Annotated in this window: 22 protein-coding genes and 1 pseudogene; 14 read left to right on the top strand and 9 right to left on the bottom strand. The window is 63.8% G+C overall.

The features are described 5' to 3' along the window. Window positions 1-90 precede the first annotated feature (90 nt). The 4 genes from C4B30_RS26410 (at window position 91) to C4B30_RS26395 (ending at window position 4,456) form a co-directional block, all read left to right on the top strand. On the top strand, window positions 91-1,470 hold the full coding sequence (locus tag C4B30_RS26410) for an MFS transporter (protein ID WP_199779087.1): 1,380 nt from the start codon (window positions 91-93) through the stop codon (window positions 1,468-1,470). A 21-nt stretch (window positions 1,471-1,491) separates the two neighbouring features. Then, a complete protein-coding gene (locus tag C4B30_RS26405) occupies window positions 1,492-2,493 on the top strand; it encodes a LysR family transcriptional regulator (protein WP_027786309.1) in 1,002 nt (333 codons plus the stop codon). Continuing rightward, on the top strand, window positions 2,450-3,886 hold the full coding sequence (locus C4B30_RS26400) for an aspartate ammonia-lyase (protein WP_218827939.1): 1,437 nt from the start codon (window positions 2,450-2,452) through the stop codon (window positions 3,884-3,886). Before C4B30_RS26405 ends, C4B30_RS26400 begins: the two co-directional genes overlap by 44 nt. Window positions 3,887-3,970: 84 nt before the next feature. Further along, complete coding sequence (locus C4B30_RS26395; RefSeq protein WP_158683530.1) at window positions 3,971-4,456, top strand: prolyl-tRNA synthetase associated domain-containing protein; 486 nt, start codon at window positions 3,971-3,973, stop codon at window positions 4,454-4,456. A gap of 52 nt (window positions 4,457-4,508) precedes the next feature. Here the strand turns inward: C4B30_RS26395 and C4B30_RS26390 are convergent, their stop codons facing one another. The 3 genes and pseudogenes from C4B30_RS26390 to C4B30_RS26380 form a co-directional block, all read right to left on the bottom strand. Continuing rightward, a complete protein-coding gene (locus tag C4B30_RS26390; protein ID WP_027786311.1) occupies window positions 4,509-4,811 on the bottom strand; it encodes a hypothetical protein in 303 nt (100 codons plus the stop codon). 87 nt (window positions 4,812-4,898) lie between these two features. Continuing rightward, window positions 4,899-6,053 (bottom strand): branched-chain amino acid ABC transporter substrate-binding protein, encoded by a 1,155-nt coding sequence (locus C4B30_RS26385; protein WP_027786312.1) that lies wholly within the window; start codon window positions 6,051-6,053, stop codon window positions 4,899-4,901. A 643-nt stretch (window positions 6,054-6,696) separates the two neighbouring features. After that, window positions 6,697-7,594, bottom strand: a pseudogene (locus C4B30_RS26380) (DMT family transporter). 57 nt (window positions 7,595-7,651) lie between these two features. Here C4B30_RS26380 and C4B30_RS26375 point away from each other — a divergent pair. From C4B30_RS26375 to C4B30_RS26365, 3 genes are all read left to right on the top strand, one after another. Beyond that, the gene (locus C4B30_RS26375; RefSeq protein ID WP_027786313.1) at window positions 7,652-8,629 is read left to right on the top strand and encodes a LysR substrate-binding domain-containing protein; all 978 of its coding nucleotides are present in this window, start codon (window positions 7,652-7,654) and stop codon (window positions 8,627-8,629) included. 220 nt (window positions 8,630-8,849) lie between these two features. Continuing rightward, window positions 8,850-9,518: a hypothetical protein gene (locus tag C4B30_RS26370; protein WP_027786314.1), complete on the top strand. Its 669-nt coding sequence runs from the start codon at window positions 8,850-8,852 to the stop codon at window positions 9,516-9,518. Window positions 9,519-9,575: 57 nt separating this feature from the next. Continuing rightward, window positions 9,576-10,043, top strand: a complete 468-nt coding sequence (locus tag C4B30_RS26365; RefSeq protein WP_027786315.1) for a hypothetical protein — start codon at window positions 9,576-9,578, stop codon at window positions 10,041-10,043. A gap of 179 nt (window positions 10,044-10,222) precedes the next feature. Here C4B30_RS26365 and C4B30_RS26355 read toward each other — a convergent pair whose 3' ends face one another. Continuing rightward, entirely contained in the window at window positions 10,223-11,023 is an 801-nt protein-coding gene (locus C4B30_RS26355; protein ID WP_227789474.1) for a Crp/Fnr family transcriptional regulator, read from the bottom strand. Between the two features lie 350 nt (window positions 11,024-11,373). Between C4B30_RS26355 and C4B30_RS26350 the strand changes: the two genes are divergently transcribed. Beyond that, the gene (locus tag C4B30_RS26350) at window positions 11,374-12,018 is read left to right on the top strand and encodes a TetR/AcrR family transcriptional regulator (protein WP_027786316.1); all 645 of its coding nucleotides are present in this window, start codon (window positions 11,374-11,376) and stop codon (window positions 12,016-12,018) included. Window positions 12,019-12,198: 180 nt separating this feature from the next. Here the strand turns inward: C4B30_RS26350 and C4B30_RS26345 are convergent, their stop codons facing one another. Together C4B30_RS26345 and C4B30_RS26340 are read right to left on the bottom strand one after the other, a co-directional pair. Further along, window positions 12,199-13,566 carry an MFS transporter gene (locus C4B30_RS26345; RefSeq protein ID WP_027786317.1) on the bottom strand — a complete coding sequence of 456 codons (1,368 nt, stop codon included), beginning with the start codon at window positions 13,564-13,566 and terminating at the stop codon, window positions 12,199-12,201. A 64-nt stretch (window positions 13,567-13,630) separates the two neighbouring features. Continuing rightward, complete coding sequence (locus C4B30_RS26340; protein ID WP_027786318.1) at window positions 13,631-14,353, bottom strand: nitroreductase; 723 nt, start codon at window positions 14,351-14,353, stop codon at window positions 13,631-13,633. Window positions 14,354-14,595: 242 nt separating this feature from the next. Between C4B30_RS26340 and C4B30_RS26335 the strand changes: the two genes are divergently transcribed. The 3 genes from C4B30_RS26335 to C4B30_RS26325 all read left to right on the top strand — a co-directional run bounded on the left by C4B30_RS26335 (window position 14,596) and on the right by C4B30_RS26325 (window position 18,578). Continuing rightward, window positions 14,596-16,251, top strand: a complete 1,656-nt coding sequence (locus tag C4B30_RS26335; protein WP_027786319.1) for an AMP-binding protein — start codon at window positions 14,596-14,598, stop codon at window positions 16,249-16,251. Window positions 16,252-16,366: 115 nt separating this feature from the next. Then, window positions 16,367-16,798 (top strand): MaoC family dehydratase, encoded by a 432-nt coding sequence (locus C4B30_RS26330; RefSeq protein WP_027786320.1) that lies wholly within the window; start codon window positions 16,367-16,369, stop codon window positions 16,796-16,798. Between the two features lie 238 nt (window positions 16,799-17,036). Further along, window positions 17,037-18,578, top strand: a complete 1,542-nt coding sequence (locus C4B30_RS26325; protein ID WP_230469156.1) for a tannase/feruloyl esterase family alpha/beta hydrolase — start codon at window positions 17,037-17,039, stop codon at window positions 18,576-18,578. A 478-nt stretch (window positions 18,579-19,056) separates the two neighbouring features. Here C4B30_RS26325 and C4B30_RS26315 read toward each other — a convergent pair whose 3' ends face one another. The 3 genes from C4B30_RS26315 to C4B30_RS26305 form a co-directional block, all read right to left on the bottom strand. Next, window positions 19,057-20,124: an alkene reductase gene (locus C4B30_RS26315; protein ID WP_027786323.1), complete on the bottom strand. Its 1,068-nt coding sequence runs from the start codon at window positions 20,122-20,124 to the stop codon at window positions 19,057-19,059. A 514-nt stretch (window positions 20,125-20,638) separates the two neighbouring features. Then, window positions 20,639-21,043 carry a winged helix-turn-helix transcriptional regulator gene (locus C4B30_RS26310; protein ID WP_027786324.1) on the bottom strand — a complete coding sequence of 135 codons (405 nt, stop codon included), beginning with the start codon at window positions 21,041-21,043 and terminating at the stop codon, window positions 20,639-20,641. Between the two features lie 169 nt (window positions 21,044-21,212). After that, entirely contained in the window at window positions 21,213-23,066 is a 1,854-nt protein-coding gene (locus C4B30_RS26305; RefSeq protein WP_105133130.1) for an ABC transporter ATP-binding protein, read from the bottom strand. 288 nt (window positions 23,067-23,354) lie between these two features. On the opposite strand from C4B30_RS26305, the gene C4B30_RS26300 reads away from it, so the two are divergent. From C4B30_RS26300 to C4B30_RS26290, 3 genes are all read left to right on the top strand, one after another. Next, on the top strand, window positions 23,355-23,921 hold the full coding sequence (locus C4B30_RS26300; protein ID WP_027786326.1) for a TetR/AcrR family transcriptional regulator: 567 nt from the start codon (window positions 23,355-23,357) through the stop codon (window positions 23,919-23,921). Between the two features lie 224 nt (window positions 23,922-24,145). Further along, entirely contained in the window at window positions 24,146-24,571 is a 426-nt protein-coding gene (locus tag C4B30_RS26295; RefSeq protein ID WP_027786327.1) for an organic hydroperoxide resistance protein, read from the top strand. A 57-nt stretch (window positions 24,572-24,628) separates the two neighbouring features. Further along, window positions 24,629-25,663 carry an alpha/beta hydrolase gene (locus C4B30_RS26290; protein ID WP_027786328.1) on the top strand — a complete coding sequence of 345 codons (1,035 nt, stop codon included), beginning with the start codon at window positions 24,629-24,631 and terminating at the stop codon, window positions 25,661-25,663. Window positions 25,664-25,830 lie beyond the last annotated feature (167 nt).

The raw sequence follows: 25,830 nt of genomic DNA, 5'->3' as shown, positions 1-25,830 counted from the left end.
ACATGCTGTATTTGTGAATTTGAGTCTCTACACTGGTTTCCGAAGGCGCGAGCAAACGCGTCGAGATGACCAGAGTCACAGGAGACGAAAGTGAGCAAGCAGATCTTGATGGAGGATGTTCCGCTGCGCGGCTTCCATTTGCGGGTGGCATTCAGCGGGACAGGCGGACAGTTCAGCGACGGCTTCGTGTTGGGCATTATCGGGATCGCCGTGAGCATGGCGGCCGGCACGCTTCATCTGGACGCGCTCTGGATGGGGGCGCTCGGCGCGGCGTCCCTTGCAGGTCTTTTTGTCGGCAGCATGTTTGCGGGCCCCGTGGCGGACAAGTATGGCCGCCGGACCATCTTCGCATTCGACATGCTGCTCTTCGCGGCGATATCCGCTGCGCAATATTTCGTCACGTCACCGGCCCAGTTGCTGGTGTTGCGCTTGCTCCTGGGCGTCATTCTGGGCGCCGACTATGTCGTGAGCAAATCGCTCGTCACGGAGTTTGCGCCGCGCCGATATCGCGGCCGGCTACTGAGCGTCCTCGCCGCGGCGTGGGCGGCCGGCTATGTGGGCGCGTACCTCGCCGGTTTCGCCATTCGCGACATCGGCCCCGACGCATGGCGCATCATGCTGGCTGCGAGCGGCCTGCCTGCCCTGCTGATTCTGCCGTTCCGCCTCGGCGTTCCCGAGTCGCCGATGTGGTTGATGAAACGCGGGCGGAAGGACGAGGCGCTTGCAATCATCCGCGCAAAACTGGGCGCAGATACCGTTCTGCCCATATCGCCGGACGCACCTCCGCAACGTCGAGGCGCGTGGTCGGAACTGTTTTCGTCGCGCTGGCGCAGAAACACGCTGGTCGGCTGCATCTTCTACACGTGCCAGGTCATTCCGTATTTCGCGCTCGGGACGTTTGCGCCGAAGGTGCTTCAGGCGTTGCAGGTCAAGGATGGCTTTGTCGGCGGCCTCGTCTATAACGTACTGCTCTTTGCCGGTGCAATCTTCGGATTGCTGATCGCCGACCGACTGTCGCGCCGCGCGTTCCTCGTCGGGAGCTTCTACCTCGCCGCGCTCGGCCTCGCGGTGCTGGCGTATGCGGGATTCGGGCCGCTCGGCACGATACTCGCGTTCGGCATTTTCGCCTGTATTCTTTCCGCCGCAGCCAACCTGGAGTTCGTCTATCCGCCCGAGCTTTTCCCGACCCACCTGCGCGCATCGGGCGTGGGGCTGGCCGTCGCCTCGAGCCGGTTCGGGTCCGCGATCAGCACGTTTCTTCTGCCGGTGGCCGTGCAGCACGTCGGCATTCACGCGGCGCTCGGCGCATGCGTGGCCGTGCTGGTGTTCGGTGGCGTGTTCTGCCATCTGTTTGCGCCGGAAACCGGCCGCGAGAATCTGTCTGACGTGGGTTCAGGCCACGGCAGCGATGAAGTGGCGCTCGACGGCAAGCGCGACGCCATCCTGCCGGCTGCACATCGCAACAGTTGATCGCAACCCGTGGAGCCCATCATGTCCGCCAACAAGCCCATCGATATGTATGCCGTGCAAGTCTTTGTCGCGGTTGCGGAAGAGGGCAGCATGTCGGGTGCGGCCGCACGCATGGGCATATCCCAATCCGGTGTCTCGCAGATCGTTCGGCAACTCGAGGATGAACTGGGCGTCGTGCTCGTCAATCGTACGACCCGTCCCCTCGCGCTGACGCCGTTCGGCATCGCGTTGCGGAACCGGGGGGCGGTGCTCAGCGAGGAGATCGCCAACTTGAGGGCGCAGGTCGTCGAAGCCGGGCAAGGCATCAAGCCGGACCTGCGCATCGGGCTGGTCGATTCGTTCGCCGCGACCTGCGGTTCGGTCTTCACGAAGCGCCTGCTGGGCAAGGTTTCGCAACTGTCGATCCGGACGGGGCTGAGTCCGCAGCAAGGCGAAGCGTTGCTGCGGCGCGATCTCGATCTCATCGTCACGAGCGATGCGCTCATCGATGCCAACGACATCGTGCGATTCCGCCTCCTTTCCGAGAAATATCTGGTCGTCACGCCCAAGGATTTTCGCAAGTCGATCCGGACCGTCGACGACATCAGGGCGCTTGCCAACGCATTGCCGATCGTGCGTTTCAACCGGAATTCACAGGTCGGCATGCAGATCGAGCGTTATCTGCGACGCATCGAAGTACGTACCCCGACCCGCCTGGAGCTCGACAATGCCGACGCGCTGACCTCGATGGTGGCCGAGGGCATCGGATGGGCCGTGACGTCGCCGATGTGCCTGCTGCAGGGGGCCGCCTATGCGGACCAGGTGAAGACCCACGTCGTCGACCGGCTCGGTCTCGAGCGGTCGCTGTATCTGGTGGCGCGTCGGGACGAATACGGCGCCTTCTTCGAAGATGCATGCGATACGGCATGCGAAGTGATCGAACAGTCATTCCTGCCGCGTGTGAAACGAGCCCTCGGTCAGGAAATCGAACAACTCATCGATGTTGGAAACAGGAACTCACATGAACAGTCTGGCCAAAGCTGAAACCCGTACGGAACGCGATTATGTCGGCGAAGTCACGATTCCGGCCGACAAACTGTATGGCGTCAATTCGGTGCGGGGCGTTGACAATCTGACGGTTTCGCCGCTGGGTATCGCGCACTATGCGGCGTTCCCGACGGCGTTCGCGCAATGCAAATGGGCGGCGGCGCTCGCGAACCGCGACAACGGCGTGATTACGCAGCAGCAATGCGATGCGATAGGCCAGGCGTGCCGGGAAATCATCGACGGCAGGTTTTCCGACTCGCTGATCGTCGATCTGCTCGAGGGCTCCGGCGGCACGTCGACGAACATGAACTTCAACGAAGTGATCGCGAACCGCGCGCAACAGGTCCTCGGTCATGCCGCCGGGTCGTACGACGTGGTCCATCCGAACGACCATGTCAATCGCTCGCAGTCCACCAACGACGTCTATCCAGCCGCGATGAAGATCGCGACATATGCGCTGCTCGGGCCGCTCGTCGCCGCACTGGACCATCTTGCCGAACGGTTCGACGACAAGGCCGCCGAGTTTGCCGATGTCCTGCATCTTGGCCGGACATGTTTGCAGGATGCGCAGCCGATGCGGCTCGGCCAGCTTTTCGGCGGCTATGCGTCGCTGACCCGGCGTCTGACCGAGGAACTGACGGCGGTGCGCGGCAAGCTGCGTACGCTTCCGCTGGGCGGCACGGCGATCGGGACCGGATTCGGTGCGCCTGCCGGGTATCGGCCGGCTGTCTTCAAGCATCTGTCGGAGATCACGGGTGTCGACTATGTCGCACCGGTCAATCCGTTCGATGCCATGCAGAACATGGACGTGTACTCGCGGGTCTCGGGCGAGCTTCGGACATGTGCGGCATCGCTCGCGAAGATCGCATCGGACCTGACCGTCCTGTCGTCCGGCCCGGCGGGGGGATTGGGCGAACTGCGGCTCCCTGAAGCACAAGCCGGGTCGTCGATCATGCCGGGCAAGGTCAACCCGGTGTTGCCGATGGCGATGATCCAGCTGAGCTTTGCGGTGATCGGCAACGATGTCGCGGTCGCACAGGCGGTCCAGTACGGCGAACTGGAGATCAATCATTTCGAGCCGGTCGTGGCGTCCCGCGTGTTCGACAGCATCACGCTGTTGACCAACGGCATCCAGCGATTTGCCCGGAAATGCGTCGCCGGCATCAAGGCGGATATCGCGCGCAACGAGCAGCATCTGATGGATTCGATGGCGGTTGCCACCGCGCTCGTGCCCACGCTCGGCTACGCACGCGTGAGCAAGCTGGCGCGTCAGTCGGTTGCGGAAGGCCGCCCGCTGGCGGTTATCCTCGACGAGTCAGGCCTGCTGTCCAGGACCGACGCGTTGGCGGAGATCGACAAGGCTTCGTATCCGGTCTTCGAGCCGCGGTGACGGATGTCTGGCCGGGCACGCGGCGCGGCGGCCGGCTTTTTGGAAATCCTCTGATTCGAACGGGAAATGATGGAGCGGGATGAATTGCTCGAACTGCTCGAGCAACGCGGCGTGCGGTTTGAGTGCGAGTACCATCGGCCGGTACTCAATATGGCTGAATCCGGGGCGCTCGCGCTTTCGATCGATGGCGCACGCTGCAAGAATCTGCTGCTGCAGGATAAGCAGGGCAGCTTGTACCTCGTCGTCACGATCGCGGACAAGGCACTCGACCTGCATGCAGTGGCCGGTTTGCTGAACAGCAAGCGCCTGTCGTTCGCTTCGTCCGAGCATCTCTACGAGCTGCTCGGTGTTCGACCTGGATCGCTGAGTCCGCTCGCGCTGGTCAATGACCACGCCGGCAAGGTTCAGCTGGTGATCGACACGGACCTGGCCGACGAACCGGTCTTCCTGTTTCATCCGCTCGACAATGCCGCGACAATCGCGCTATCGCGGCGCGACCTCGAGAACTTCCTGCAGGGTATCGAGCACGTTCCCGCTTGGCAGCCTCTTGGTGCGCGGCAGACGGGTTGAAGCGCCACTTCGCACCGGAAATTGCAGGGGTATCGTCAATGAACGCGGCGGTTCACGATTCGCCGTCGACGGTCTTCCCGGCGCGCGGTTTTTCCGCCGCGGGAAACACCCCGACGCCGCGCGGCCGTTTCGGCTCGATCCGCATTTGCCGGATCACGCGCCGGAAGTCGATTTCATGCGCGGCCAGCGTGCCGATCAGTTTCGCGATGACCGCGAGGTGGGAAGGGACGGTGCCCTTGCTCGAATAGTTGGTGATCGAACTTTCGTTCATCCGGATCAGGCGGGCGAACTCGCGCGCCGTCAACTGCGCCTTCTTCAACTCCTGTTGGAATTCCGCATACGCCATTGCACACATGATGCTTCGTCTCCGTAAAGCCTGAATCGGCCCGCACGGCGTCGGCGCCGACGGGTGGCGTTCCCGTCGTGCCGGCGCCGCGTCGGGTTACATCTTCACCTGGTCGAGGAAGGTCTTCTTGCCGCTCTTGTAGCCGTAGATCGAGATGATCCCGTGCGTCAGGTCGCCCTTCGAGTCGAACGTCGTCGTGCCGATCACGCCGTCGTACTTCGTCGCCGGCATCGCCGCGAGGATCTTCGCCGGGTCGGTCGAGTTCGCGCGCTTCATCGCATCGACCGCGATATAGACCGCGTCGTACGCGAACGGCGCGTCGAACTTGATGCCCTGGTTGAAGCGCTTCTGGTACTTCGCGAGGAAGCTCGCGCCGCCCGGCATCTTCTCGAGCGCCGCGCCGGCCTGCGAGCACAGCACGTTGTCGGCCGCCGGGCCGGCCAGTTCGGCCAGCGAGTCGGTGCACACGCCGTCGCCGGACAGGATCTTCGCGCGCAGGCCGAGCTGCTTCGCCTGCTTCGCGAGCGGGCCGCCGGTGGCGTCCATGCCGCCGTACATGATCGCGTCGGGGTTCTCGCCCTTCACCTTCGTCAGGATCGCGCGGAAGTCGACCGCCTTGTCGTTGGTCGCGTCGTGCGACAGCACCTTCAGGCCGAGCGCCTTCGCCTTCTTCTCGAACTCGTTCGCGAGACCCTGGCCGTACGCGGTCGAGTCGTCGATCACCGCGACGCTCTTCACGCCCTTCGACTGCGCATAGCTCGCGAGCGCCGGGCCCTGCTGCGCATCGGTCGCGACGACGCGGTAGGTCGTCTTGAAGCCCTGCTGCGTGTAGGTCGGGTTCGTGGCCGACGGCGAGATCTGCACGATGCCCGCGTCGCTGTAGATTTTCGATGCCGGGATCGACGTGCCCGAATTCAGGTGGCCGATGACGGCGACGACCTTGTCGTCGACGAGCTTCTGCGCAACCTGCGTCGCCTGGCGCGGGTCGGCCGCGTCATCCTGCGCGTCGAGTTGCAGCGTGACCTTCTTGCCGCCGATCGTCAGGCCCTTCGCGTTGATTTCCTCGACCGCGAGGCGCGCGCCGTTCTCATTGTCCTTGCCGAGGTGCGAAATGCCGCCCGTCGTCGGTTCGACGCTGCCGATCTTCACGACCTGGTCGGCCATCGCGCTCGACGCGGCCGCGAACGCGGCGGCAGCCAGTGCAACGGTGATCAGGGGTTTGCAGCGCATGCCGACAGTGCTTCGTTCCATCTGCCATCTCCGAATTGAATGTCTTTCTATTGACGTCTCGACCGGCCGGCCGCGGGCCGGGGCGATCGGACGATTTTCCATACCCGTCACGGGCGTCGCTTGCATGGCGTCGGGCCGGGTGACCTGCCGCCCGGGCGAGCGGGCGCGCGCCTGACGCGATGCAATTCGTATGAATATATCGGAACCCGCTTCCGCGTGCTGCGGTGCACCGCGTGGCGGGCCGTTGCGGCGTGTGCCGGCGCGCGGATGTCGATGCTTCCGGATACCGGAAATCGTGCGCCGCAGCGGCCCCCGGATTGCGGTTCGCTGTCGTCGGCCTTACGGCCGTATCCATTATTCGGCCGGTCGCCACGGCGAAGCCATGGACACTGACGCACGGTCAATCGGGAACTGTTCGGTCGATTTGTCTGCACAGTTTGGTCATTGGCGAATGGCGTATCCGGTTTCATGGTTCTGCTTCATTGAGGACGATCACCACTATTATGCAACTAACGGTCAAATCCGCCCGCGCCGGCGAATGGGTGCCGATCGCGCAGGCCGAACCGTCCATCCTGATCGGCAAAGACCGGGGCGTCTCGGGGACCGGCGTCGCGGCAAATCCGGATCGTTCGCGTCGGCCCCGCAATTCACGGCAATCTCGACCCTACGACCGTCCGCGCAATGCGACGACGATCACGCCTACGATCGCCAGCAAGCCGCCGCACGCCGTCGCGATGCCCGGCCGCTCGCCGGTCAGCGCCACCGACAGCAGCGTCGCGACCGCCGGCGTCAGGTAGAGAAAGCTGGCCGCGCGCCGCGCCGAAGTAGCCGAGCGCGAAGGTCCAGGTCGCGTAACCGAGCGCGGCGGGAAAGACGCCGAGTACCACCACGGCCAGCGCCGTGTCGCGCGACCCGCCGCCGAGCGACGCGAGCGCGCCGGGCAACCAGGGCGCGAGCAGCACCGCGCCGGCCAGCAGCGTGTACGCGGTGCACGGCAGCGCGCCGTACACGGGAATCAGCCGCCGCTGCAACACGAAATAGCTGGCCGAGCACAACGCCGCGCCGAGGATCAGCGTGCTTCCCGAGCCGAGGACGAGGCCGCCGGGCTGCCCCTGCGCGATCACCGCGATGCCGGCGAGGCTGATCAGCGAACCGAGCCAGCCCCAGCGATTGAAGCGCTCGCGCAGAAACACGGCGGCCAGCAATGCGGTGAAGATCGGCAGCGTGTTCACGATGAAACTCGCCGCGCCGGCCGACACGGTCTGTTCGCCGGTATTGAGCAGCGCGTTGTAGAGTGCGATGCCGAGCAGGCCGCACGCGAGAAAGCGCCATGCATCGCCTTTCGCCGGCAGCGGCGGCCGCCGCCATGCGAGCCACGCGATCACGAGCAACGCGGCGGTCGCGAAACGCGCGGCCGCGAGCTGCAGCGGCGCGAGGCCGTGCAGGCCGATCCGGATGAACGGGAACGCGGATGCCCACGAGACGATCGTGAACGCGATCGCGGCTGCCGCGACGAGCGGTTGTCGCGCGCTGCGCGACGTCGGTGACGAAAGCGTATTCATGCGGCAATGGTGCGGCGTCGCGAGATGTTAAGCTAGCGCACAGATCAATATCCGGATATGAATATGGCTCACAGCTCCGGAGCGCGGCGGGCCGACGGTTCGGCGCATGCGCGTCAGGCGGCTGGCGGGCTCTCGGCCGCCGCGCCGATACCGGGCCCGCGGCCGCCGCTCGCGAGCCTGGAGACGGTCTGCACGGTGGCGCGCGAGGGTTCGTTTCTCGCGGCCGCCAACGTCTCCGGCGTCACGCACGGCGCGATCAGCCGCCGGGTGGCCGCCGTGGAAAACTGGCTCGGGATGGCGCTGTTCGAACGGCATGCGCGCGGCGTGCGCCTGACGCCGGACGGCCAGCGCTTCGTCGGCCGGATCGAGCAGGCGTTCGCGATCATCGACGGCGCGGCCGATCAGTGGCGCATGCCGCGCACGCCGCGGCTGGTCCGGATGAGCGTGGTGCCCGCGTTCGCGCAGCTGTGGCTGCTGGAGCGGCAGCCCGCGCTCGAGAGTGAAGCGCCCGCGTTGCGCATCGAGCTCGGCATCGAACTGCGCAACGTGGACATCGCCGGCGGCGAAGCGGATCTGTCGATCCGGTACGGGCGCGGCAACTGGCGTCGACTCGACACCCGCCCGTTCATGCCGGAACGGCTGTATCCGGTCGCACATCCGCGGCTCGCCGCGCAACTGGCCGGGATGCGTCGCGCAACGGGCGACGCCGCGCTGCTCGACATGCCGTTGCTGCACGATTCCGACGTGACCGGCTGGCGCACGTGGTTCGATGCGCTCGGCATTCCATTCAAGCCGCGCGCGCAGGATCGCCGGTTCGAGGATTACAACCTCGTGCTGGCGGCGGCCGAAGCGGGGCTGGGCGTGGCGCTTGCGCGAACGCCGCTTGCGGATGCGTATCTGCAGCGCAGCGCACTCGTGCGCGTGAGCCGTCACGAGGTCGATTCGCTGCTCAGCTATCACTTCGTGCATGCGAAGGGCGAGAATCGGCCGGAGGTCCTCGCGTTGATGGAACGGATGGTGAGGGCGCTGCGGTAGCGCGCACCCGGCGGTTCGCGCAGGCGACCGCTTCGGCCCGCGCGTCACGTATGCGGCGGGCCGCCCGTTCCGTTCGTTCGATCGTGGATGCCGAATCGTTACAATGCAGCCGCGGAAAACGGCGAGATCGCCGCAGTGAAGCGGAATCGAGCCTTTGCCCGACGGCAGGGCAATCACCAACCATTACAGTACGGGTTCAAATTTGTACAAAAGGGAACCGATGAATAGACCAGACAAATCGTCGAAAGCGCGTGCGGCGCTGGATCAGCTTTTTTCCGGCCTGGCGCCCGCGGACGCGAAGCGCGACTCGCCGCGCCCGGGCAATCCGTTCGAAACGGGCGACGAGGTGTCGAGTGGATCCGGCGGTCGCGGCGGCGTGGAAGTCACGCTGTCGACCCGTATCCAGCTGCGCGGTTATCCGAGCGCCGACGCGTTCATGAAACGCATGGCCGAAGCGTGGGGCCTGGAGTGGGGCACCTACGACAGCGTCCGTGCGGTGGCGACGCTGCCTGCCGGATGGCGCTCCCGCCGGCTTCCGGAAGTCACGCAGATCGTCGACGAACGCGACGTGCTGCGCGCCGAGAGCAGCCTGCAGGGCGGCGAGATGTCGTATCTGAAGGTGCATCCGCGCTACTACATCGATGCGCGCAAGCGTTTCGGCTGGAGCCAGTCGTCGAAGGCATCCGACGATCCGGATCTCGACGGCCCCGACTGGAACTGCTTCGTGATCGATCGGGAAAAGTCCATCGAAGTGCACGAACTGACGACGTCGTCGTTGAAGGCCGACATGGACAATGCCCGGGCGACGCTGCTGAAATGGCTGGACGAGCACTATCCGAAACATCGTGACCCGTTTGCGTACTGGTCGGACTGCGAAGGGGCGTCGTAAGCCGGGTTGCACGGCGGTTGGTCCGATGCATCGACCGGCCCGCCATGAGGACGACCATTGAAACGAGCGAGTGTGGTCCCGATACTCTGCGCGGCGTTTGGCGCGGCGCTTGGATCGACCGTCATCGAATTGCTGCTCTGGGCAATCGCCGGCGATGACGCCGTCCGGAATCTGTTGCGCGACGCGCGCCTGACGGCCGCGATCGTGATGGGGCGAAGCGTGCTCGATACGTCCGGCGGCTTCGATCCGCTGGTCATGGGCGTGGCGACGCTCGTGCATGCGATGCTTTCGCTCGTCTATGCGGCCGTGCTGGTGCGGCTGGTCCACGGTCTGTCGTGCGTGGCCGCGCTGGTTGCGGGCGGCGCGTTCGGGCTTCTCCTGTACGGCGTGAACCTGTATGGATTCACGGCGATCTTTCCGTGGTTCATCCCGGTTCGCGGCGCGATCACGCTGATCGCTCATCTGATATTCGGGATCACGGCAGCGGCTGTGTACTGCGTCGCCCGACGCGAGACTGCACGCTGATCCCGGGACGGTGTGGTGCCCGTTCGACCCTGGATGGGCCGCGCGGCCAAGCCCACCGGCACCCGCTGGTTGCCAGCGTATTCGACGAGATATCTCCACCAAAGCGGCGAAGCAGCGTTGCCTGGCGCAACGGCATGCCGTACCGAGTCTTGCCGCCGATTATCCACACGAAGCCGGACTCAATCCTCCGAATGCGCGAATTTTCTCAGCCCCTCGAGATCCAGGATCTGCACCGCCCCGTATTCGGCGAGGATGAGCCCTGCATCGGTCAACGTGCGTAGCGCGCGATTGGCGTTCTGGCGGGAGAGCCCCGAAAGCCTGCCGATTTCTTCCTGCGAGAAACCGAGCGTCGCCGTCGTGGCGGGATGCAGTTGTCGGTTGAATAGTTCGGTCAGGCAAAACGCCACGCGGGCGGGCGCCTCCTGTATCCGCAGGTTCTGAACCAGACCGATGTAGTAGCCGCATCGGGCGTTGAGCTGGTCGATCACATAGCGGCTGAACGTATGGCTGTTCTCGAGGAGCCGGAAAAACGTCGCACGCGGCATGAAGGCCAACCGGCTGTCGCGGACCGCGGTGACGGAGTAGGCGCGAGGTTCGTCCTTCAGGACGCTGCCTTCCCCGAACCAGGAGCCCGCCGGGATGCCGGCGAACGTGACGACGCGGCCATTTTTCGACGCGGTATCGACCTTGACGATGCCTTCGATCACGCCGAGCCAATGGTCCACGGCGTCGCCCCGGTGGCAAGCGACCGCACCGGGAGCGTAGGACCTATCGAAGCAATCGCGCTTGACCATCTCCCGTTGGCCCTCGGTCAGATCGACGTACCACGAGCAGCGTGCGAGAAAGGCGTCGACGGTGACGGCTGCCGGGGCGCCGGGGCCGTCGTCATGTTTTCGGACGCCGAGATTCGCACGGTTGCAGGGCCGTGCCATCTCGGCGGCCGGAGGCGCTGCTTCCCGCTTTGCGTCGATGGTTTGCATGCCACAAAGTTGGTTCATCGTTCGGAACAATAGCGTGCCGTTGCGCGAGGGCTCCCGACGCCACGCATCACATGGTGCATGGGCCGTTCGGACAATCCGGATGTACTGGCCAATCCGTTAAATAGAATTGAAATTCGCTTAAGAGTAGGTTCCAGTATATTCACTGTCAAGGCACGGTGGCTAGGTGTTTGTACCGGCATGTCACGAACCCATACTCGATTTTTTGCCTGGGCGTATCATACGAAACGTACAGGGAGCCAACGGTCGGACGATTCGACGTTTGCGATCGTGATGATGCAGGGAAGCGCGGCGGGATGCCTGCCCGTGCTTCGGATGTGACGGTAAATGAAATGGAAATTCCAGTTAGTCAGGCGCGTGTTCGCGTTCGCCGCAGAGGGGCCGACAAGCATCCGTTGATCGTAAAGGCCGCGCGCGATCTGGTGGCCGACGTGGGGTTTCGCGACGCGCAGATGTATGCGATCGCGGAAGCCGCCGGAATCGCGATCGGCACGCTGTACCGCTATTTCGCATCCAAGACCGACCTGATGGTCGAGGTGGTCAGGACGACGGCACAGCGTGAAGTCGATGTCGTCGCCGGCATTGCCATGCGCGACGGTACGGCGGCGGAGCGTCTCGGTGCCGCCGTCTGGACGTTCGCCAGCCGTGCGTTGCAGGGGCGGCGCCTCGCCTATTCGCTGGTCGCCGAACCTGTCGAGCCCGATGTCGAGGCAATGCGCCTGACCTTTCACAGAGCGCTGGCGAGGGTATTCAAGACGATCATCGAGCAGGGGATGGCGAACGGCGAGTTCCCGGCACAGGATGCGATGGCTTCGGCGGACTGCATCGTCGGGTGTCTGTTCGAGGGACTGGTCGTCCCGCTCACCGGCAACGCAGCACCCGATGCCGAGCAGGCCAGCGCCCACGTGACGGCCATCATCACGTTTTGTTTGCGCGGCGTGTCCGGCTCCCCGGTATTGCCGGTGACGGTCGGGTGATGGCGACATCGCCTGCACGGACGGTACGCGCGGTGCGTCGGCGTCTCCTGCACGACAACCCGCGCGAACGCCGGCTTCTGCTGCCGGTGCGGTGCGTTCCGCGCCGGCGATCCTGCAACGTCGGCGCGTGAACGCGAGCCGCAATCTGCGTCGACCGGCCGCGACGGGAAACGCGTCGTCTTACCTGCTGGCGGACGATGCGGCATCGATGCGCGTGGGAGCCACGTCCACATCGTGCCGAGATACCGCGCTGCGGCGATGGTCGATCATCGTGACCGCGAGGGTACCCAGCGCGCCGGCAAGCGCGATCGCCAGGAAATTCTGTTCGAGGGGCAGGCGCATCGTGACCAGCAAGCCGATCAGCACGGGTGCCGCTATCGCGCCGAGGCGACCGACGCCGGACGCGAATCCGACGCCCGTCGACCGGATCGCCGCCGGGTAGAACTCTCCGGCATACGCATAGGCCAGGAGTTGGGTGCCGAGCGTCGAGCCGCCGACCACGAACACGATCGGGAACAGCAGCGCGGTGGACCGGGTGTATCCCATCAGCGCCAGCGAGACGGCTCCCGTGGCGTAGAACGCCACCAGCACATGCTTGATGTTGTACTTGTCGCCGAGCCACCCTCCGCCGATCGCACCTGCCACCGCGCCGACGTTGAAGACGAGGACGAACGTCAATGCCGACCCCAGGCTGTAGCCCGACATCGCCATGAGTTTCGTCAGCCACGAGCTCAACGCGTACACCATGAAGAGCCCCATGAAGAACGCGATCCAGATCATGACGGTGCTGAATCCGCGGCCATCGCGGAACAGGCTCGCCACGGGCGTGCTGCTGATTGCCTGCTGCGGCATGACGAAACGGTCGCCGGGTTGAAGCCGCGCGTCCGGCGCGATCCTGCGAATCGTCGCTTCAATCTTCGCGGCACGATTTTTCCGTACCAGGAACGCAAAGGAATCGGGCATCGTCATCAGGATGAACGGGATGAGCAACACCGGTGTCCCTGCGAGAAAGAAGACCGATTGCCAGCCGTAGGATTCGATCATCTGCTTGCCCGTCAGCGCGACGAGAATCCCGCCGATCGAATAGCCGGCAAACACGACCGTGACGAGGCGTGCCCGGATGGCCCGCGGTGCGAACTCGCCCATCTGCGCGGTGACGATCGGCAAGACCCCGCCGATTCCGAGGCCGGCCAGGAACCGCGTGATGCTGAAGGACACGGGATCATGTGTAAGACCGGCGGCAGCGGTAAATACGCTGAATAACCCGATGCATGCACAGAGGGAAACCGGACGGCCGATCTTGTCGGCCAGCATGCCGAGGTAGATGGCGCCGAACATCATGCCGAACAGTGCCGAACTCGCCATGAAGCCGGCCTTTGCCGCGTTGACGCCCATATCTTTCATGATCGACGGGAGCGCCGTGCCGACGACGGCGAGATCGTAGCCATCGAGAACCAGGATCAGGACACACCAGAACAGGATCAAGCCGTGAAAGCGGGAGAATCTTGCGTCTTGTACGACCTTCTGGACATCGATTTCGTTGCTCATGGTCTCCTCCATTTCCTTGTGGATATCGTGATTGCTGCAAGTGACGACCGCTCTGCCGGCGGACTCAGGTGGTGTGATGGACGGTGAAAGAGGAAGAAGGCGCCCTGTCGGACACGAGCGCATTTTCAATACGGCTGTCGTCCGCGTAGCCCATGCTCATGCCGATCAGGAACATTTCGTCGGACCCGATGCCCAGTTCCTCCTCGATGATCTTGTGATACTTCATGAAGGCGGCCTGCGGACACGTGCTGATGCCGTAGGTGCGCGCGACGATCATGATGTTCTGCAGGAACATGCCGTAATCGAGCAGGCTTCCCTGCTGCATGACGCGGTCGATGGTGAAGAACAGCCCGACGGGCGCATCGAAGAATTGGTAGTTGCGCCCGTGCTGTTCGCGCATCCTCGGTTTATCGTCCTTCCGGATGCCCAGCAGCCCGTACAGCGTCCATCCGAGCGCGCGCCGTCTGTCGATGTACGGGGATACCCACTCGTTCGGGTAGTAGTTCCACTCATCGACGTGCATGTCCGCCCGCGACGGATCGGCGTCGACTTCCTTGATCGCATTGCATACGCGGTCTCGCGCCGCGCCGGTGACGACGTGGACCTTCCACGGCTGAATGTTCACGCCGGTCGCCGCATAACGGGCCACGTCGAGAATTGCCTTGATGGTCTCCTCGGGCACGGGCGTCGGAAGATACGCTCTGACGCTGCGGCGCGTCGCGATTGCCCATTCAACCGCCGCCCTGATCGACGAGAGTTCCTGCGGCGGTGCTGCTGCTCGTTCCATCCATGACCTCGCTATCCAATCGTGCGAACCGCACGTCCACACGGCGAGAGTAGCGATCTGCGCCCGACGCCAATGTCTCGCGCAAGACAATCGGCGTCCCGCTTCGATGAAATCAATGAGGCCCGCGGGAATGTCTCGGGGGTGACATTTCGTGTACCGAATCTTCTCTAGACTGCTTTGACGGATCGAGGACGGAATACGTCCACGGACGCGCAGTCATGAACCGATGAGGAGACGTGGAAATGAGCGAAAACATCTATGGAAAAGGGCTGGATCGCACGCCGGCCAATCACGTGCCGCTCACACCGCTTCATTTTCTCGATCGATGCGCGGACCAGTATCCCGATCACACGGCCATCATTCATGGCCAATCGACGCAGACGTGGCGAGAGACGAGGGCGCGATGCCGTCGCCTTGCCAGCGCACTGGTCAAGCGCGGGATCGAGCGAGGGGACACGGTATCCATCCTTGCGCCGAACACGCCGGCGATGGTCGAGGCGCATCACGGGGTGCCGCTGTCCGGAGCCGTTCTCAACGCGATCAACTGCAGGCTCGATGCGGAGGGCGTCCGGTTCATCCTGCGTCATGGCGAATGCAAGATCCTGCTGGTGGACCGCGAGTTTTCTTCGTTGGCGGCAAGCGCGCTTGAACACCTCGAGAACAAGCCGTTGATCATCGATATCGCCGATACCGAGGCGACGTCGGGAGACCCGATCGGGGAAATCGAGTACGAGGCGTTCCTGGCCGAAGGCGATCCCGAATTTTCCGGCGTCTGGCCATCGGACGAGTGGGATGCAATCGCGCTGAACTACACGTCCGGAACGACTTCGGACCCCAAGGGCGTGGTCCCGAGCCACCGCGGCACGTATCTGATGAGCATGCTTCAACTGACGGATTGGGGCATGCCGCGTCGCCCGGTATACCTCTGGACGCTTCCCTTGTTTCATGCGAATGGATGGTGCTTCGCATGGGCCATCACGGCGGCGGCGGGCACGCACGTCTGCCTGCGAAAGGTGACGGCCTCGAACATCTTCGAGGCCGTTCGGCAGCACCGTGTCGACCACTTCTGCGCGGCGCCGATCGTGCTTGCATCATTGGCCAGTTCGTCCGACTCGGACCGCCTGCCGCTGCCGCATACGGTTCGTGTGCGAACGGCAGGTTCACCTCCGCCGGCTGCCGTATTGAAGGCAGTGTCGGAGATGGGTTTTGAAGTGGAGCACGTCTACGGCATCACCGAAGCATCGGGCACGCCCGTGAGTTGCTTCGTCGAGCCTGCCTGGAGCGGCCTGTCGCCGGACGACAAGGCGCGCCTCATGGCGAGACAGGGTAGTCGGTCGGCCTGCCTGGAGGGGCTCCGGGTCGCGGTGCCGGGTAGCGATGCGCCGGTGCCTTGGGACGGCAAGACGCAAGGCGAACTGCTGATGCGCGGCAATGTCGTGATGAAGGGCTATCTCAAGAACGAGGCTGCTACGGCGGCAGCGTTCAGCGGCGGGTGGTTTCATACGGGCGACATTGCCGTCGTGCATCCGGACGGCTATATCCAGATCACCGATCGTTCGAAAGACGTCATCATCTCGGGTGGAGAGAACATTTCCTCCGTCGAGGTCGAAGACGTGCTTCATCGGCATCCAGCAGTTCTGATCGCGGCTGTCGTTGCTCAGCCCGATGCCAAATGGGGTGAATCGCCGTGCGCGTTCATCGAGTTGAAGCCCGGCGCCGCGGTTCCGGATGAAGCCGACATCATCCGCTTTTGCCGGGAACGCCTTGCCCATTACAAGTGCCCCGTGCGCGTCGTGTATGGCGTACTGCCCAAGACCGGCACGGGAAAGATCCAGAAATTCCGGCTTCGGGAACGGGTCGGAAGTCGGGAAGCCATTACGGCTTTATCGGGCGTGTAGTCCACGACAGCGACCGCGTGCGTTGCTGCAGCGGGCGCCGTCGACGACGACGGCTTCCTCTGCCGAGGTCGCGGCGTACGTGTTCGGAACCCATCTTCGACTTTGACCCACGCGCATGAGAAGCGACACCTCGGCGATTGAAATCGGGTACCGGTTCGCACGCAGCCATGTTTGTAACGACAGTGACGCTCGTGCCTTCGCGCTCGCTTGCGGAGACGACAACCCGGTACACCACGACGCGGTCTACGCGGCGGCCACCCGTTTCGGCACACGCATCGTCAGCGGTACCTATACCGTCGCATTGCTGATGGGACTCGCGGCGTCGCACTTCGCCCGAATGGGGGAGGTGGTTGGCGTGCGCTTCCAGTTCGAATTATTGCTGCCGGTCTTTCCGGATGAGCGGATCGATCTCGCGTGGGAGGTTTCGGCCATCCGGCCGCACCGCAGCGGCCGCTTGCTGGACCTCGACGGCTCCATCACGAATGCGGCGGGGCAATCGTGCGTGCGTGCGACGGGCTCCGTGCTCGTTCCGCGCGTTGCCGAGTGAGCCGGCCGGGCCCGAAGTGGTGCGCAAGGTCCGTCGCACGACAACATGGCATGCGATACATCGCCCCACGTTCCGTTAGGTGTTTTCCCGAAAATGGCCCACGTCGCGTCTGAATGTCACACGCGAGACAAATGCGCACGTACGACGCAGGCAGCATGTCCTGGCGTCCTCGACCGTGACGCGGTGCCATTCCAATCAGGAGGAGACGAAGGTGAGAACGAAGCGAGGAAGTCCGGTAGTGGCGATCACGCTGGCCGCCATTGCATCGATGGGGATATCGGGTTGTGGTGGAAGTGACGACGCGCCTGCGTCACCGGTATCGCTGACGGCACAACAGGCTTGCGACGCGATAAAGGGAAAATCAGCTGGCGGTGCGTCGGTCACCGACGCGTCGATGGTGGCGGCGGCAGGTGCCGATCCGGCTTACTGCAAGGTATCGGCGCTGATCTCGCCTCAACTCGCGATGCAGGTGCAACTGCCCGACAACTGGAACGGGAAACTGCTGTATGCGGGGGGCGGCGGTTACGATGGCTCGATCCAGAATTTCCTGTGGAGCGGGCCGGAAGTCCTGAAAGCGGGATACGCGATTGTTCAAAGCAACGGCGGCCACATCGGTTCGTCTTCGGCGGATGCTTCGTTTGCAACGGATCCATTTCTGGCATCCCTGTTCGGTTCGGGTTCCGTTCCGACGGCCGCGGCTGCTGCGAAAGACATGCTGCATCTGATCTATGGCAAAGCGCCGGACCAGTCCTATTACGAAGGGTGTTCCAATGGCGGGCGTGAGGGATTGATGGCAATCCAGCGGAATCCTGATCTCTTCGACGGTGTGATCGTCCGCGCACCGGCATACGATTGGCCGGCATTCATGGGAGCGTTCAATCGCAACGCGAAGGCGGTCGCGGCCCCCGGGGCGGCATTCACGGCCGGGAAGATTTCCCTGCTGGCGAAAGCGATTCGAGACAAATGCGATGCAGCAGACGGGATCGTGGACGGGGTAGTGTCCAATCAATCCGCATGCAATTTCGATCCTTCCGTCCTTCGCTGCCCAAGCGGGACCGACGCCGGCGATTCATGCTTGTCCGACGCGCAGATTGCCGCGGCGAATACCTGGACCAGTGCTTCGAGTTTCGCGAACGGAACGTATAGCTATCCAGGCTGGGCGCTGACGGGCAACGAAGACGACCCGGGCGGATGGTCGCAGTGGTTTACCGGCCCGACGGGAAATGGCAATGGTTCGCTTCAGTTCCTGCTTCAGGATGCGACGGTGAAGTCGTATCTGGCCAATGACGCCAATGCGAATTCACTTGCATACGACTGGAATTCGAACCCTGCGGCCCTGTTCACCATGGCTGCGCTCAATAGCGCGACGAATGCCGACGTGAGCCCGTTCGTGAGCCATGGCGGGAAACTGCTCCTTTGGCACGGCACCGCGGACATGGCATTGAGTCACCGTGCAACGACAGCGTATTACCAGAAGCTGCAAGCTACGATGGGCGCATCGACCGTCAGCTCATTCGCTCGCTATTACCAGGCTCCAGGCGTGAATCACTGCGCCGGCGGCCCGGGTGCGGACTCCACCAACCTGGTAGCCGTATTGGATCAGTGGGTGACGAAGGGCAAGGCGCCCGGGAACCTCGTCGCATCGAAGCTGAACACGGATGGCAGCGTGGCGTTCACGCGACCCTTGTGCCAGTATCCGCAGTACCCGCGCTACACCGGGCCTGCCAATGACGCCAAGGCCGCGATGTCGGCGGAGAACTATACGTGTACTTCACCATGAGCGAGTAGCGTCGGGACGGTAAGTCCGGGCCGATAAAGGGGCGAGCCGAGAGGCTCGACCCTTGATCCTGGCGATCGACGGTCGATCTCGCGAATGCGGCAGCTAGCGCTTGATCGAGCCAGACTGCCGATCGCAATCGCTGGTGTCAACTTGACGCAAATACGCCCGCGTCGCGCTGCGCATCCGGACTGCGGTGCTGACAGCTCACGGTTTTGCCGAGAAGCCGCGAGAGTGTCTCGGCAACTTCCGCCATGTTGATCGTCGCCGGACCGGTAAGGTGATAAGCCCGTTGCGAGTTCGCATGGACGGCATCGAGCAGCGCAACGCGCGCCACGTCAGCAACATCATGCGTGTCGATGAGGCTTACGCGGCCATCGCCGGCAGCGCCGCGCCGGGCCCGATGGGTACGGCGCGTGACGGAGCGCGGCGATCAAGATCAAGACCTGAGCTCGCCCGGGCCCGCTTCGACCGTGACCGACTACGCAAGCGCCGGGTAGTCTGTATAGCCTTCTTCGGAACCACTGTAATAAGTGGAGGCGTCCGCGGTGACCAGAGGTGCGTCCAGGCGGAAGCGGTCCGGTAGATCAGGGTTGCTGATAAACAGCGTGCCAAATGAGATTGCATCGGCGAGGCCGGTCTGCAGCACGTGTTCCGCGGACTGTTGGTCATAACCGACATTCAACACGAAAATCCCCGAGAACCGCTCGCGCGCCCCGGGCGCCAGGGGTTTCACGCCTTCAGGCAGGGTCGCGGGTTCCATGAAATGCAGGATCCCAAGCTTTTTCTTTTCCAGGGCTTCCACCGCGTACATGTAGGTCTGCTCGAGATTCGAGTCGCCCATGTCATTGTACGGAATGCGCGGCGAAAGCCTGACCGAGACACGGGCCGGTCCGAAGACCTTGATTGCCGCGTCAGTGGCTTCAAGCAGAAATCTCGCCCGCTTCTCGACGGTGCCGCCATACTCGTCGGTGCGCTTGTTTGAACCGTCTTCCAGAAACTGCGCGGGCAGATAACCATTGGCACCGTGAACCTCGACACCATCGAAACCCGCATCCTTCGCGGCCTGCGCTGCCTTTTCGTAGTCCGAAATTGTGGACTTGATTTCATCAACGGTCAGTTCGCGCGGCGTCACGGAAGGTTTGATGCCTTCGGGCGTGAATGCCTGGCTATTGAAAGGGGTTGCCGACGGCGCGACCGGTAGTTCTCCACCGTGAAAATCAGGATGAGATGCTCTCCCGGTATGCCAGAGCTGGGCGAAAATGAGACCGCCAGCTTCATGAACTGCCTGGGTTACCTTCTTCCATCCCGCAATTTGCTCGGCGGTGTAGATCCCCGGGGTATTCGTCCAGCCGACCGCCTGGGCGCTGATCTGGGAGCCTTCCGTGAAAATCAGGCCCGCCGATGCGCGCTGCGCGTAATACGTCGCGGTGAGTTCGGTCGCCACCTGATCCTTGGATCGACCTCTCGTCATCGGCGCCATGAAGACTCGGTTCTTGAAGGTAAGCGCTTTGTTGCTCAAGGGGGCAAGAAGCTTTCGATTTTCCATATTTTCTCGGACGTGAACGTTTTCTCGGACAGCCGCTCGCGCTCGACGATTGGCCAAATGACTTGACCAAAGAAGTGCTTGCGCTCGGATGACCGATTGGCAGGTTGCTTGCCTCGCAATGAGGACAAGCGATACGGTATCAAACGTACACTTGGCGTCAATTAGGCACTTTGAGTCGCCCTAGTAGGTTTGAAGATACCTACTGTCGGGGAATTGCCGTCGGCGCCTGGACTATCGAGCCGTCGATAGTGGCCGCGCGTGCAAGAGCAGTGGGGTGCTCTGCGTTTCAGATCCAAATAGCTCGAGCAGTCAATGTGTGGATCTGTTCGAGGTACGAATCGATATCGAATGCCCGCATACGAACACGCCGGAGCCCGCGCACTGCCCCGGATGAAAACCGCAGACTGCTTTCCGTCATGCGCACCGGGCCACGCCGTTCTACAGCATCTGTCGGTTGGCCTTCGTGCATCGGACTATTGATCTCGAAGCGCTGCACGACCGGCCGACGACGCGCTCATGCAATCGAGTGGAGCTGCCTTCCGTCCGGACTTTGGCTTGATGCGGTATCGAACATCTGCCGGGCGGCATCGACCTCGGGCAGCTTCGTGAGCGTCCATTCGTGCAGCGCTCGGAGAGGCTGTTGCAGCGTGCGGCCCAGCGGCGTGATTTGATACTGCACCGCCACTGGCGAAAGCGAAATCACTTCGCGCGATACCAGACCGTTGCGCTCCAGCCGGCGCAGACACTGAGTGAGCGCCTTTTGGGTGACGCCTTGCAGCCGACGACGGATTTCGTTGAAACGAAGCGGACCGCCATCAAGCACGGTCACCACCATCATCGACCATTTGTCGGAGATCTGATCGAATAAGACCCGGCTCGGGCAGTCGGACGAGAAGCAGAGCGGTTCCAGTTCAAGCATGGCGGTTCCTTTTGGAAGATGTCCAAGCGCTTTTGATATCGAATTGATGCTAGGTATACAGAATATACCATTGGCACTATGGATCGCCACGGAGCGCCTGCGGCGGGAAATCGATCGGCAAAGATATCCGCCGACGATCGATGGCCGCCATGTCGCCATGGCGCCCGGCCTACTGCGCCACGCTTTCCGCTTCCGCCGTTTCGCCGAGGAACCCGCCGCTCTGATGCGCCCACAGCGCCGCGTAAATGCCGCCCGCCTGCAGCAACTGCTGGTGCGTGCCTTCCTCGACGATGCGCCCTTCGTCGAGCACGATCAACCGGTCCATCGCGGCGATCGTCGACAGCCGGTGCGCGATCGCGATCACCGTCTTGCCGCGCATCAGGGTGTCGAGGCTGCGCTGGATCGCGACTTCGACCTCGGAGTCGAGCGCGCTGGTCGCTTCGTCGAGCACGAGGATCGGCGCATCCTTGAGCATCACGCGCGCGATCGCGACGCGCTGCCGCTGGCCGCCCGACAGCTTGACGCCGCGCTCGCCGACCTCGACGTCGTAGCCGCTGCGGCCGTGGCGGTCGCGCAGCCGGTCGATGAACTCGGACGCTTCCGCGCGCACGGCCGCGTCCTGCATCTCGCGCTCGGTCGCGTCGGGGCGGCCGTACAGCAGGTTTTCGCGCATCGTCCGGTGCAGCAGCGACGTATCCTGCGTGACCATCCCGATCGCGCCGCGCAGGCTGTCCTGCGTCACGTGTGCGATGTCCTGCCCGTCGATCCGGATCGTGCCGCCGCCGACGTCGTAGAAGCGCAGCAGCAGGTTCACGAGCGTCGACTTGCCGGCGCCCGAGCGGCCGATCAGTCCGATCCGCTCGCCGGGCCGGATCGTCAGGTTCAGCCCGTCGAATACCGCGCGATCGTTGTCCTCGTGCGCGAACTGCACGTTGTCGAACACGATTTCGCCGCGCTGCACCGCGAGCGGCTTCGCATCGGGCGCGTCGACCACGCTGCGCACCTTCGTCAGCGTGTTGATGCCGTCCTGGATCGTGCCGACATTCTCGAACAGCTCGGTCATTTCCCACATGATCCAGTGCGAGTAGCTCGACAGGCGCAGCGCCATCGCGATCACGGCCGCGACCACGCCCGCGCTCGCCTCGCCGTGCATCCACAGCGCGAGGGCGAGGCCGGCCGAGCCGATCAGCAGCAGCGTCGACAGCAGGTGGTTGACGATCTCGAACGCGCTGACGAGCCGCATCTGCGCGTCGCCGGTCGCCTTGAACGCTTCCATCGCGCGCCGCGCGTGGTCGGCTTCGCGCCGCGTATGCGAGAACAGCTTCACGGTCGTGATGTTCGAATACGCGTCGGTGATGCGGCCCGTCATCAGCGCGCGCGCGTCGGCTTGCCGGCTGCCGACCGCACCCAGGCGCGGCACGAAATACGCGCATGCCGCGCCGTAGCCGAGCGCCCACAGCACGAGCGGAATCATCAGCCGCCAGTCGAAGCTGGCGGCGAGCACGAGGATGCCGATCAGGTAGGCGGTGACGCCGATCACGACGTCGACCGACATGAACAGCGTATCGCGCACCGCGAGCGCGGTCTGCATGATCTTGGTCGTCACGCGGCCCGCGAACTCGTTCGCGTAGAACGACAGGCTCTGGTCGAGCATCAGCCGGTGAAACAGCCAGCGCAGCCGCATCGGGAAGTTGATCGCGAGCACCTGGTGCTTGACCATCGTATGCAGCGCGATCAGCAGCGCGCTGCCGGCGAGGATCGCCGCGAAACCGGCGAGCGTGCCGAAGTGGCGGCCGCCGAATTCGGCCGGTGTCGACGACGACAGCCAGTCGACCAAGTGCCCCATCATTGCGAACAGCGCGGCTTCGTACGCGGCCAGCGCGGCCGACGTCAGCGCGATCAGCAGGATCCAGCCGCGCGCGCCTTTCGTGCACGCCCAGACGAACGAGAAGAATCCCTTCGGCGGCGTGACGGGATCCTCGAGCGGGAAAGTCGGCAGGCGCCGTTCAAACCACGAATACATCGACGTGTTCTCCTTATAGCGGCCCGACGCAGCGGGTGGGCCGATGATGCCGGGCCGGATGCGATGCGGTCGTCGTGTGCCGGCACGTCCCTTCCAGCCGACGGACGTTACGCCGCGATCGCGTGGCCCGGCTTCAAGTGTCGCATCGATTCGATCGTGCTGCAGGCGGGTTGTAAGCTGCCCCGGCCGTGCGAACGGCGCTGTACTCGCGCATCGGGCTCGCACGAATGGAATCACGTTCCTAAAAAACCCTTGACTATCTATCTATGAGTAGATAAAGTTCGATTCATGGAAACGAAACCGACCGTCCGCGAACAGATTCTCGATCATGCGATCACGCTGATGATGCAGCGCGGTTACAACGGCTTCAGCTATCGAGACCTGTCCGATCTGGTGGGCGTGAAGACGTCGAGCATCCACTACTACTTCCCGTCGAAGGACGATCTCGTGCTGGAAGCGGTGGCGGCCTACAGCGACGAAGTCCTCGCGGCCGTGCGGGCAATCGATCCGGCCTTGCCGGCCGACGTAAAGCTGAGCCTGTACACGAAGATGTTCGGCCGCACGCTCGGTGACGGCAACCTGATCTGCCTGTGCGGAATGCTCGCGGCCGACATCGAAACGTTGCCGGAGAACGTGCGGCAGGCCGTGCAGGCGTTCTTCTCGGCCAACGAGCGCTGGCTCGCGGAATTGCTCGCGCAAGGCGCGAAGGAAGGCACGCTGCGGTTCAGCGGCGAGCCCGATACGGCGGCGCGCACGTTGTACGCGGCGTTTCAGGGCAGCGTGCTGGCCAGCCGGCTGTTTCACACGCGGGCGCGTCTCGAGGATGTCGGGGCCGTCTGGAAAACGCGGCCCTGACGGGCGGCGCAAGCAGTCGGGCGGTTCGCCGCCTTTTTATTGAATCTCGTTATCTATCATGTAGTAGATAGATGGCTGGCGCAGATGGATCGCCCATCTGCTTTTTTGGGACTGTTTGTCTATCTATGAGTAGATAAATTGATGCGATGTCGACGGAGAAGCCGCCGGCACGCGGGCCCCGGTTCGAAGGCTGTTTCATTCATTTGCTGAAAAAGGAGTCTGTCATGTCGATCGAAAAAGTGCTGTACCGCGCCCATGCAAAAGCCACCGGCGGCCGCGACGGCCGTGCGACGGTGCCCGAAAGCGGTCTCGACCTGAAGCTGACCACGCCGCGCGAGCTCGGCGGCGCGGGCGGGGCGGGCGCGAACCCCGAGCAACTGTTCGCCGCAGGCTACAGCGCGTGTTTCATCGGCGCGATGAAGTTCGTCGCGGCGCGCGACAAGATCGCGATGCCCGCGGACGCCGCGATCGAAGGCAGCGTCGGTATCGGCGCGATCCCGAACGGCTTCGGCATCGAAGTGGAACTGAAGATCTCGTTGCCCGGCCTCGATCGCGACATCGCGCAAACGCTGATCGAGCGCGCGCACGTCGTCTGCCCGTACTCGAACGCGACGCGCGGCAACATCGACGTCACGCTCACGCTCGTCTGATCGATCGCACTGCAAAACATTCATCGTCATTCAAAGCATCAACCAAGGAGTTGCACCATGAAGATCGTCAAGCCGCTGCTGATCGCCGCCGCCGTTGCAGCCGCACTGTCCACCGCACCTGCCGCGTTCGCCGCCGGCGCCGACGCCGTCCGTCCCGATGCGAAGACGAGCGCGTTCCTCGCCGCGCTGAACGGCCAGAAAGGCCCGGGCCTCGAAACGCTGAGCCCCGCGAAGGCGCGCCAGGTGCTGGTCGACGCGCAGAACGGCGCGAAGGTCGATCTGTCCGGCATCGACGTCTCGAACCGCGCGATCGAGCAGGACGGCCTGTCGGTGCCGGTCACGATCGTGCGCCCGCAAGGCGCGACGGGCACGCCGCCGGTATTCGTGTTCATTCACGGCGGCGGCTGGGTGCTCGGCGATTTCCCGACGCACGAGCGCCTCGTCCGCGATCTCGTCGTGCAGTCGGGCGCCGTCGCGGTGTTCGTGAACTACACGCCGTCGCCGGAAGCGCGTTACCCGGTCGCGATCAACCAGGCGTATGCGGCGACGAAATGGGTGGCCGCGCACGGCGCGGAGATCGGCGTCGACGGCAGCCGCCTCGCGGTGGTCGGCAACAGCGTCGGCGGGAACATGTCGGCCGTCGTCGCGCTGATGGCGAAGGACAAGGGCGGCCCCGCGATCCGCTTCCAGGGGCTGATGTGGCCCGTCACCGACCACAACTTCGACACGGGTTCGTACCACGCGTATCAGCAGGGCCACTTCCTGACGCGGCCGATGATGCAGTGGTTCTGGGACGCCTATACGAAGAACGAAGCGCAACGCAACGAGATCTACGCGTCGCCGCTGCGCGCGAGCATCGCGCAGTTGAAGGGCCTGCCGCCCGCGCTGATTCAGGTCGCGCAGTTCGACGTGCTGCGTGACGAAGGCGAAGCGTACGGTCGCAAGCTCGACGCGGCCGGCGTCGACGCGACGACCACGCGCTACGACGGCACGATCCATGATTTCGGTCTGCTGAACGCGCTGGCCGACGATGCGCCGACGAAGGCCGCGACGAAGGCGATGGCCAATGAAATCGCGACGCGGCTGAAGTAACGCGATCGACGGTCGTTCGAACCCGAACGACAGGACGGCGGGCACGTGCCCGCCGTTTTTTTGCGTGCGAGCGTTTCATTCATGCCCGGCAGGGTGTCGGTCGGAGCGGGCGAAACGGTCGAATGGCGAGCACGCAATCGCACGATCGCGCCCGGGTGCCGGCATTG

Origin of the sequence: Burkholderia sp. BE12 (genome assembly GCF_002959955.1) — a bacterium.
Lineage (GTDB): Bacteria > Pseudomonadota > Gammaproteobacteria > Burkholderiales > Burkholderiaceae > Burkholderia.
The sequence above is the reverse complement of the archived record's forward strand: the minus strand, read 5'-3'. Positions and strand labels throughout refer to the sequence as shown.

Coding starts and splice junctions, on each gene's coding strand:
- C4B30_RS26405 (WP_027786309.1), top strand. CDS start 1,492: ATGTCCGCCAACAAGCCCATCGATATGTATGCCGTGCAAGTCTTTGTC.
- C4B30_RS26400 (WP_218827939.1), top strand. CDS start 2,450: ATGTTGGAAACAGGAACTCACATGAACAGTCTGGCCAAAGCTGAAACC.
- C4B30_RS26390 (WP_027786311.1), bottom strand. CDS start 4,811: ATGTGTGCAATGGCGTATGCGGAATTCCAACAGGAGTTGAAGAAGGCG.
- C4B30_RS26385 (WP_027786312.1), bottom strand. CDS start 6,053: ATGGAACGAAGCACTGTCGGCATGCGCTGCAAACCCCTGATCACCGTT.
- C4B30_RS26375 (WP_027786313.1), top strand. CDS start 7,652: ATGAATATGGCTCACAGCTCCGGAGCGCGGCGGGCCGACGGTTCGGCG.
- C4B30_RS26370 (WP_027786314.1), top strand. CDS start 8,850: ATGAATAGACCAGACAAATCGTCGAAAGCGCGTGCGGCGCTGGATCAG.
- C4B30_RS26355 (WP_227789474.1), bottom strand. CDS start 11,023: ATGCAAACCATCGACGCAAAGCGGGAAGCAGCGCCTCCGGCCGCCGAG.
- C4B30_RS26350 (WP_027786316.1), top strand. CDS start 11,374: ATGGAAATTCCAGTTAGTCAGGCGCGTGTTCGCGTTCGCCGCAGAGGG.
- C4B30_RS26345 (WP_027786317.1), bottom strand. CDS start 13,566: ATGAGCAACGAAATCGATGTCCAGAAGGTCGTACAAGACGCAAGATTC.
- C4B30_RS26340 (WP_027786318.1), bottom strand. CDS start 14,353: ATGGAACGAGCAGCAGCACCGCCGCAGGAACTCTCGTCGATCAGGGCG.
- C4B30_RS26335 (WP_027786319.1), top strand. CDS start 14,596: ATGAGCGAAAACATCTATGGAAAAGGGCTGGATCGCACGCCGGCCAAT.
- C4B30_RS26330 (WP_027786320.1), top strand. CDS start 16,367: ATGAGAAGCGACACCTCGGCGATTGAAATCGGGTACCGGTTCGCACGC.
- C4B30_RS26315 (WP_027786323.1), bottom strand. CDS start 20,124: ATGGAAAATCGAAAGCTTCTTGCCCCCTTGAGCAACAAAGCGCTTACC.
- C4B30_RS26310 (WP_027786324.1), bottom strand. CDS start 21,043: ATGCTTGAACTGGAACCGCTCTGCTTCTCGTCCGACTGCCCGAGCCGG.
- C4B30_RS26305 (WP_105133130.1), bottom strand. CDS start 23,066: ATGTATTCGTGGTTTGAACGGCGCCTGCCGACTTTCCCGCTCGAGGAT.
- C4B30_RS26300 (WP_027786326.1), top strand. CDS start 23,355: ATGGAAACGAAACCGACCGTCCGCGAACAGATTCTCGATCATGCGATC.
- C4B30_RS26295 (WP_027786327.1), top strand. CDS start 24,146: ATGTCGATCGAAAAAGTGCTGTACCGCGCCCATGCAAAAGCCACCGGC.
- C4B30_RS26290 (WP_027786328.1), top strand. CDS start 24,629: ATGAAGATCGTCAAGCCGCTGCTGATCGCCGCCGCCGTTGCAGCCGCA.